Genomic DNA, 9,322 nt, shown 5'->3' with positions numbered 1-9,322 from the left:
GAAGAAATAGTCGAACAGGTTTCGCAAGCGTGGAATAAATTCATTTCTGTTCCTGATACGGTTAAAAGCATATGCTCTAGAGACTGGATAAAATTGACTTAATCTTTATGCAGATTGGTATAAATGTAAATCAAGAGATTTATATTTGTTGTTTTTTGTTGTTGTAAAATACAAGAAATACCCCCGCGCATTGTTGAAAAAAACGATTTATAAATGCAAGAAAATAAAGCAGCTAAAGATGCGCAAAGCGTTAAGATGGGTGTCACTTTTGTGCTCTGGTGTTCTCCTTAGAAAAAGAACACCATGCAGAAGTAACGTCAGTTTTTAAATTTGGCTATTACCGAACGGTTAAGCTTTGTATATTAACTCAGCTAACTCTTTTTTCATCTTAGTAGTAATCGGCACTAAAAAGAAAAGAAAACTTTTCATGACTGAACTCATCTTTAAGTTTCGTGTAATTGGGTGTGATCAAATTTTGATAGGTTTTAGATGATATGTTACTACCACTAAATTTAGAAATGAAGTATTTCACCTCTTTCAACTTTAGTTTCTGAAAATATTCAGGAATAGCATGTTCAAACGTACAACCATTAATTCCTAAATACTGTAGATGTTTTAAATCAGCAATCCATTTAGGGAAATCGACAAAATGTATCCTTTCCAAATAGAGGGTTTCTAAATTAGAAAACTCTTTAACATACTCTGGGAGTTTCTCAATTTTATGTTTTGGGTTAAAATCGATAAGATCCAAGCTGATTAAACTTTCTGGTATGGTTGTAATATCGTTGCCTACGCCCATTAAATGAAGGCGCTGTAAAGCTGTAAATTGATTAAGCTGAGCATAAGCCTTTTTATCAAAAGAGTAGCATAACGTAATCTCTAAATCTTTTAGTTTGGGAGCCTCTAAGGCTGTTAACGATGATACCTCTGTACGCGATAGGGAAAGCTTTTCTAAATGAGGAAGCTGTACTGCAGGAAAATCTTCTATAACCTGGTTATTTTCAATTGAGAGCGCTTGTAAATTAGGCATCTGCTGAAGCAATTCTTTTACATTTTGCGCTTTATAATAGCCTAATTCTAATCCTTTTAATTGAGCAGCAGGGTGCACATTAAGTGCAGCTTCGCTTTCTTTTTGATTTTCTATAAACAGTTTTTCTAATTGAGGACAGTATTTTAAAACATCTTTTATAGCCGCTGTTGACCAAATAACCTGTAGTTTTTTTAAGTATTCTGGCTTAGGAAAATAGGACGAATAATCTGTTGTAGGGGCTGATGTTTCATTATATAAAGATATATCTAAGCTAGCGGCAACAATCTTACTAAAAAATCCCACCATATTAGAGATGCTCAACGTTTGAAATAAAGCTTTTTCAGTTTGTATTAATTTTTCTCCAGGAACAAGCTCCTTAATACTTAGAATGTAGAGGTTATTGATCTTTTGAGGAAGTTTATCACTTTCAATGACTAAGTTAGGACATCGTTGAATTTCTAAAGAGTCTAGCAGGTCCATATTTTTTAGATTTTCAGGCAACTTTTCTATATCAGAATTCCATATTTTTAGAGTAGATAAGTTCGGGCAAGCACCAATATTTGTCAATAATGAACCATATTCGTTCACTCCAAAACACGCAATAGTTTCTAACGCTGGTAAACTTTCAAAACCTGAAGGATAGTTAGAAAATTCTTCAATACGATAGAGTTCTATTTCCTTTAAATGTGGAAAGCTTTCAGGATGTTGTAGTATATAAGCCAGGTAGCTTGCTCGATAAAGCATCAATTTAGAAACTTGTAGAGCTGCACCAGTATTTATGATTTGTATAGAACCATCTAATTGGATAACACCTATATTTGGCATAAATACACAGGTATCATCAACTTCTTTAATTTTTGGCAAATACCTAAACTGTACTTTTTTTAGTGTTTTTAAGTGATGGAGGTTATCGGGAATTTTGGTAAGATTAGGACAATCAAAAACTTCTATTTCTTCTAATTCTTTCAAGGAAGAAAGATCCGGTAAGGTTTTTAAATTTTCTAAATCCTCCAATTCCAATATTTTAATAGAAGTTGGAAGTTTTAATTGATCAATACTTGTGGTGGTTAAGCCTTCTAATTTTAAGGTTTCAAGGTTGCTCAGTTGCTGCAAGTCGGTTGGCATTTCTAAGGTTACCGTTTCTCCTTCTTTAGTCTGATCAATAGTGAGCTCCTTAAGTTGCTTTAATTGACTGAAATATTCTGGAAACTGTTGTAAATATGGGGTTTTTAGCGATATGACTTCTAAGTCCTTAAAGTTACTGAAAGAATCAGGGAGTACTGTATACGGCCCTTTAATGTCAAGCGTATTTATTCCACTTAATGTTCCTAATTCTTCTGGAATACCACTTGCAAATACATTAGTTATGTACAAACCAGTTATGCCTTGAAGTCTTAAAATAATAGAAGGGTCTTTACTTATTTTTTTAGCCACGCTTTCTTCACTTAAAAAGAAGCGTGTATAGCCCAGCATATTGTATAGCTTGCCAATAGGAAAATCTGGATCTATAGCTGCAAAATGCACAAGCGTACTGATGAGTTTTCCGGTATCATCTAATTTTTCAGGAAGCTTATTACGGGTTTTAAATGCTTTGATTTGTGCTTTGCTAGCATGTTTGGTTAAGATTTCTGAAATTTCTTGTACAACTTCTTTATTTCTGTAGAGTTTACCTATTATGAAAAGTTCATAAAGGCTATCCTGTGGATAGTTACTACTATCTTGAAGGTACTTGTAGTAAGAAGCTATATGCTCTATATTAAATTTCATTGTCATTTTATTTCTCCGAATTGAATAACTTTTCAATGTAGTCTGAAAGACTTTGATTCACTTCACTATAAATCATGTAAATGATCTTCCCTTGAAACTCAAGACACCTAGCTTGCCTATTTATACCTAGTTTTAAACTCTTCAGGGGACTGATGGCCAAGATGGTTGTGCAGTCGAACTCGATTTTAAAATACTTCAATATAATCAAACAAGTCTGAGCTAGTACATACTCATATAAGCAGGAATAAACTAACGCTCTTATAAATTAGACGAGGAGCGCTTCACCTTATATTAAACACTCAAGTTACGTTCAAAGTTAATAATATCCACATCGGGTTTAACTTTGTAGACTTGCGCTAAGCGGCCACCAGACTTCACTTTTTCATCGACTTTTTCAAACATATCCGCAGCTTCTATTCGCCTAATAATACTCTTTCGCTGTACTGATTTACCAAGAATAGTTTCAATGACTAACTTAAACTGCCCAACAGTAAAGTGCTCTGGTAAACAATATACTGGGATCATTGAATAAAGCGCTTTCTGTTTTAACCGCTCTTTTGCTTGTTCAATTATAAACTTATGATCAAAAGCGACGGGGAATTCAGTTAGTTTATTTAGATCTATCCATTTTGCATCATCAACAGTTGCTATATGAGTTGATACTTGCGCCTCTGCAATTAATGCAAAATAAACCAAAGTAACACTAAAACCTCTGGGATCTCGGTTAACTCCTGAATACGTTTGTAATTGCTCTAAATACTGAGGGGCAACACTGGTTTTTTCTTTAAGTTTACGCAGCGCAGTCATGCCAACATTGTCATCAATATCAATATTTACAAATCCGCCAGGGAGCCCCCATCTACCAGCAAAAGGCTCGCTTGCACGCTTTACCATTAAAACCTTTAAAGCGCCCTCTTTTACTGTGAACAGTACACTGTCGACTGTAAATAAAGGGTTTTTATATTCAGTAATATCGTAATGATTAGCCACAATATGCTCACGCTAATTTAATGTCTTAATGACACAATAAATCAAACACTTCTCAATTTCAACCTATAGCACAATTATACACTTAGCATAATTTCAGTAATTTAGTTTAAAAAATAGCTTGAATATAATGAGTACATTTGATAACTTGTTTGTGTCACTAGGACACAAACATTTAAAGGACAAAAAATGAAAGTATTTAGCTATGACTCAACAGGAAGTAAATCGTTAATCGATTATGATAATTTCACTTTTTCTGGTGGTGAAGAACATGTCAGATTTAAAACCGCTAATTTTTCAGACTCTAAAAAAATAGAGATTTTTGAACGACTAACCAACTCTTCAAACATGGTTAGATTAATGATTGCTGTCGATGCGTTAAAAAGATTAACAAATGAAAGTACACCTATTGAACTTGTTATTCCTTACTTTCCTTATGCACGTCAAGACAGAGTATGCGTTGAAGGTGAAGCATTAGGTGCTGCTGTTATGGCTAATTTTATTAACAGCTTAAATTTTTCTAAAGTCACTATTTGGGATGCTCATAGCGACGTATCTCCCGCTTTAATAAATAAAGTGACTAATATTGAACAAATTTCGCTGCTCACTCGATGCGAAGTGCTAAGCCAACGTTTATCGCGAGGCGAACTGACTCTTATTTCTCCAGATGCAGGGGCGAGCAAAAAAACCATTAAGATTTCAGAAAAATTCAATGGAGTACCTGAAGTCATCCAAGCGCAAAAAGTCAGAAACTTAAAAACAGGCGAAATAATTAAAACCGAAATTGTTGGCGATGTAAAAGGTAAAAGTGTACTAATTGCTGATGATATTTGTGATGGCGGCAGAACATTTATCGAGCTTGCCAAAGTGCTAAAAAGTCATGGTGCAGTTGAAGTATCTCTTTTTATTACCCATGGTATTTTTTCAAAAGGACTGGATGTTTTTGAAGGGCTAATAGACAAAATTTACACCACTGACTCATTTAAACCTGCTAATGAATTTAAACACAGTAACAATATTAATTTAGAAATTATTGAGATGTAAGGAAAACACCATGACTATTACAGCTGCAAGTATGCAAAAAGATGTTTATAAAGAATTCCATAGCCGCGCTTATCACCCTGACGTAAGTGAAGTATATGCAAATTTCACATCACGAAGCGGAAAACTAAGTAACATAGAAAACAACGATAAAGTGGCGTTTGTTGGCTTACAGTACTTTATTAAAAGCTACCTTTTAGAGGAATGGAATGAGTTTTTCAAAACAGATAAGGCTACAGCAGTCGCTAATCACCAACGTATTATGAGCGCAATGCTTGGCTATACCGTTGACGTAAAATATTTAGAAGACTTACATGACTTAGGCTATTTACCATTAAAAATAAAAGCATTACCAGAAGGAACCCTAGTTCCTTATTTAGTTCCACCTATGACAATCGTCAATACTAAAACTGGTTTTCAATGGCTAACAAATATGATTGAAACTGTACTTAGCTGTGAAAATTGGCCAATACAAACAAGTACCACAACCTCTGTTGCCTACCTCAAAGTATTTAAGGAGTTTGCACAAAAAACAGGCATGCCTATGGAGTTTGTTCCTTTTCAAGGGCATGACTTTAGCTTTAGAGGGATGTTTGGTAAACATGCAGCTGCTATGAGTGGCTTTGGTCATTTAGCGTCAGGACTTGTAGGCACCGATACCATCCCTGCCGTTTTGTTTGCTGAGAAATATTACGGCGCTAATGTTGATAATGAGCTTGTTGGCTGCTCTGTTGATGCAACAGAACACTCGGTTACGTGTTCGTGGATCATGGAAGGTGAAGTTGAGTTCTTCAAATATTTGATGCAAGAGCAATCGCCAAAAGGAATTTTAAGTGTTGTTTCCGACACGTGGGACTTTTGGACATTAGTAACTGATTACCTACCGCAATTAAAAAACGAAATTATGACCCGCGACGGTACCTTAGTTATACGTCCAGACTCAGGTGATCCAGTAAAAGTACTCACAGGCTACACTATTTCACCGATATCTGATTACCGTGAATTATTCGCCACTCAAGATGAAGCTGAAAAAGATGTCTTACAAAAAGGTTTTGAGGCATATCGTTTTAATGGCCAATATTTTGGCTTTGAAGGTAACAACACCGTTGAATTGATGGAATGTGAAGTAAAAGGGCTTATTGAATGTTTATGGGATATATTTGGTGGCACAACAACACCAAAAGGCTACAAGCTACTTGATGAACACATTGGCGCTATTTATGGTGATGCTATAACGCTAACCCGTCAACGCCAAATTTTACAAAGGTTGATGGATAAAGGCTTTGCATCAAAAGTCGTACTAGGCATTGGCTCTTACAGCTATCAATACGTAACTCGCGATACACATGGCTCCGCAGTAAAAGCAACAAGCGTAGTAAAAGCAGGTGAACGCTTAGCTATTTTTAAAGATCCTAAAACTGATTCAAAGAAAAAATCAGCGAAAGGACTCTTAAAAATAGAGCGAGTCAATGGTGAGCTTACCTTGTTTGATGACGTAACCGAGCAAGAAGAAGCACAAGGACTGCTAGAGGTTGTTTTTGAAGACGGTAAATTAATAAAAGAAACCAGCTTAAATGAAATTAGAGAGTGTATAAACCAACAAATTTAAACCACAGCTGGGGTTTAAGAGGTAATGTTCAAAATCGTTATATGAATAAACCTTACCTTGAACTGTCAGATTTGGTTAGTGGGATTCAATCAAATCTGACAGTCGCATATGCGTCATTTCGGTCATTCAAACAAAAAGTAGCAAAAAGCAAGATGCTACCTCATACCCCTTGTTAGCAGCTCTTTGTTATGGCTTGCCGCGTAGAATGCTTTGTAACAGTTCATAATTACGCCCCACCAAATTACCTACTTGGGGAATGGATGCCAAAAACTCTGAGTTCAATCTAAGCTTGGCTCTAAACTCTTCATGTACAATACAGTCATCTATAAAAGGCCCTGCAGAATTTGCGTTTATACCGCAGTAAAATGAGATCGCATACATCGCTGCAAACGCAATGTCGGGATTTTTGCTACCTGTCATTTTAACGAGAATATATTGAGCAACTGCTCCGTACTGAGGACATAAAATACTGACCAAGCAGCCCTGCCATTGAAGACTTCTGTTTTGCGATACTTCGCTAAGTGTTTTCCAATCTTGCTCGTCAAATTTTTCGATAAGCTTTTCAGCCATTTCGGACTCCCCGCCATCACACCAATCCATTGATTCGTGATCGCTCTTGTTAAGGAAATCATCTAATTTTTTGAATGCAGTGGATGTCATATCGTTCTCAAAAAGCCTCAACGCCTTGCTCAGCTGCATTTTTGGAGTGGAGCAATTTGTTAAATATTAATATTTTTCAATTTGCACCGATTTAATACTTTTAAGTATTTTTCGTTTTCTGTTGTGTTTTCGTTTATTAGAATTTCGTGCATCCATTCGCAATCAGTATCTCTTAAAAACGTTTCATAACCATTCATTTTCAAAAGTGAGCTTATATCGAATTTAGCTTCTCCTCCTCCACTTGCGACACCTCTGCCAATGACTTCACCTGCTCGAAAATAATATTTATTATCACTTTCTTCCAACATTAGGTAGTGAATTTCTGGTGGGTTTCTATCAAGATGTTGCACTTCTGAAACCAAATGTGTAGCCATAGTTTATTCCACTGTAATATTTAACAAGCCTTTAGATTAACTCGTTTTTAATTTATGTTTATTGATGGTTAAACCATAGCTGAGCTCCTATTTTGATTCAATCGTTTACTTCTATTTCATGTGAAATATAAAAAGAGGATTTGCTGTTGCTTTAATTGCCGTTTTGGAAGGTATTACAGGTGTTTTAAGAAGGATTTTATGTAGATACCCACTTTAATTTATCTCTCAAAATTGAACCACAAAACTTGCCGTGTAGCTAAAAACCTAAATATTTCCACGCTTAAAATACTTATAAAAACTGATTATCGGAATCAAAATTTTAATTACAGACAGCCAAATAATTGCATTGTTGCGGTGTGAATGTTTAATTAATGATATTCAGCGCTAGGCTAATAACTTTCACTGTTACTAAGGTTCGCTCGTCGTTTCCAGCCTTAGCTTTCACAATAGCTCGTCTGTGAAGATAGTCGACCGACTGCACCATGGAATACACGAGTAAACTGCGTTATCAGTTTTAACCAGTTCTCAGGGCTAATATTGACTCGATCTAGTACAGGATCAGTGTGTTTAACTTAAAAGTAGGAGTCATACCAACTCTCGGCTCAACTGCCGAGATCAGATTACAACCGCTTGTTAGTGCTATTCCGCTGCATATGTTTTGACGATATTGCCATAATAAATATACTTATCCATGGATTTATCCGCGTAAGCATCAGAGTTATTTATGTGTCCATAACCCCCAACTTTAGCTAGATTCTTCCCGTCCTTGAAAGATATAGAAATCCCATGTTCAATCTCCCAATCGCATCCACCTATAAATTGACAGAAAAATTCCTCAGTTATAGAGCTTCTGCTAATTGATAAAGATGATATATGTACGAACTCAAATATATCATCTTCATTCTCCTGAGCTGGCATATCTTCAAGGCACTCTTCTCCGACGTCTAAGACAAAGTCTCTATAGTATGCGAATAGGTGCTCCTTGAGATATTCTCTGTCACCTTTGTCCAGAGCCAATGTATTATTTAGTGTTTTCTCTAATTCAGATTTGAATTCATCTAATTCTTGATCATTGAAATCAAGTCTTATCTGAAGCTTTGAGTTGTTCAGAAAAGGGATCGATAATTCCGAAGAAAGCCAATCATACCATTCTTCATCGTATTCACTTTTCACTTTAGTAAAAACTATGTTTCCGATCGCTAATTTCATACGATTTCTCACGAAGAACTAACGAGCCTGTAGAATTACTCGTTTTTAATTTATTTTTATTGATGCATTAACCATAGCCGAGTTCCTATTTTGATTCAATCGTTTACTTCTATTTCATATGAAATATAAAAAGAGGACTTAGCGTTGTTTTAATTGCCGTTTTGGAAGGTATTGCAGGTGTTTGAGTGGCTTATTTGAGGTGATAATGGCTCACACTAATTAGTGCGTCGTGTTTTGCAGTTTTTCTAGATTATGAACAAGGCAATACAGTTGCCGCAGAATGACGTGAAGGCATTCACTTCTATTTATCCACGTAAGGGCAACTGTTTATGCTTTTACCAATAATGAAGCCAGCAGCCTTGAATAATGCCATGATCAGGTTAACTGATGAATGTCTCGGCTCTGGCATCCTGCTTCGCTCTACCTTCTAAATCCATTTAGTCGAAGTGCCTCAGCGATCCCAAAAGGATACGGGAAAAAACTGGCTGCGATGAAATCACAATAAGAGATTACTGCGTAACCCCCTGTGTCAGGATAGTTGTCGCCTCTAACTTTTAATAGAGGCAGATAAAAATGAGACGTCGATTTACACAAGAATTTAAAGTTCAAGCGGTTGAAAAAGCATTATCTCAATGTGATGATGTT

At 35.9% G+C, this 9,322-nt stretch carries 7 protein-coding genes; 2 read left to right on the top strand and 5 right to left on the bottom strand.

The annotated features are described in order from the left end of the window. Positions 1-388: 388 nt before the first annotated feature. Both H5187_RS22060 and H5187_RS22055 read right to left on the bottom strand, forming a co-directional pair. Positions 389-2,803, bottom strand: a complete 2,415-nt coding sequence (locus H5187_RS22060; RefSeq protein ID WP_182794660.1) for a leucine-rich repeat domain-containing protein — start codon at positions 2,801-2,803, stop codon at positions 389-391. 285 nt (positions 2,804-3,088) lie between these two features. After that, positions 3,089-3,787 (bottom strand): NrtR DNA-binding winged helix domain-containing protein, encoded by a 699-nt coding sequence (locus tag H5187_RS22055; RefSeq protein WP_182784546.1) that lies wholly within the window; start codon positions 3,785-3,787, stop codon positions 3,089-3,091. A 186-nt stretch (positions 3,788-3,973) separates the two neighbouring features. On the opposite strand from H5187_RS22055, the gene prs reads away from it, so the two are divergent. Further along, positions 3,974-4,828, top strand: coding sequence for a ribose-phosphate diphosphokinase (prs, locus tag H5187_RS22050; protein ID WP_182798371.1), 855 nt, complete (start codon positions 3,974-3,976; stop codon positions 4,826-4,828). A gap of 10 nt (positions 4,829-4,838) precedes the next feature. Then, positions 4,839-6,434 (top strand): nicotinate phosphoribosyltransferase, encoded by a 1,596-nt coding sequence (locus H5187_RS22045; RefSeq protein WP_182798370.1) that lies wholly within the window; start codon positions 4,839-4,841, stop codon positions 6,432-6,434. A gap of 186 nt (positions 6,435-6,620) precedes the next feature. Here H5187_RS22045 and H5187_RS22040 read toward each other — a convergent pair whose 3' ends face one another. The 3 genes from H5187_RS22040 to H5187_RS22030 form a co-directional block, all read right to left on the bottom strand. Continuing rightward, entirely contained in the window at positions 6,621-7,094 is a 474-nt protein-coding gene (locus tag H5187_RS22040) for a hypothetical protein (protein WP_182717986.1), read from the bottom strand. A 59-nt stretch (positions 7,095-7,153) separates the two neighbouring features. Then, positions 7,154-7,468, bottom strand: a complete 315-nt coding sequence (locus H5187_RS22035; protein WP_182717985.1) for a hypothetical protein — start codon at positions 7,466-7,468, stop codon at positions 7,154-7,156. A gap of 639 nt (positions 7,469-8,107) precedes the next feature. Further along, on the bottom strand, positions 8,108-8,677 hold the full coding sequence (locus H5187_RS22030; protein ID WP_182798369.1) for a DUF6985 domain-containing protein: 570 nt from the start codon (positions 8,675-8,677) through the stop codon (positions 8,108-8,110). Positions 8,678-9,322: the final 645 nt, after the last annotated feature.

This window comes from Pseudoalteromonas sp. SG44-1, from assembly GCF_014164315.1.
GTDB classification, from domain to species: Bacteria; Pseudomonadota; Gammaproteobacteria; order Enterobacterales; family Alteromonadaceae; genus Pseudoalteromonas; species Pseudoalteromonas rhizosphaerae.
The sequence above is the reverse complement of the archived record's forward strand: the minus strand, read 5'-3'. Positions and strand labels throughout refer to the sequence as shown.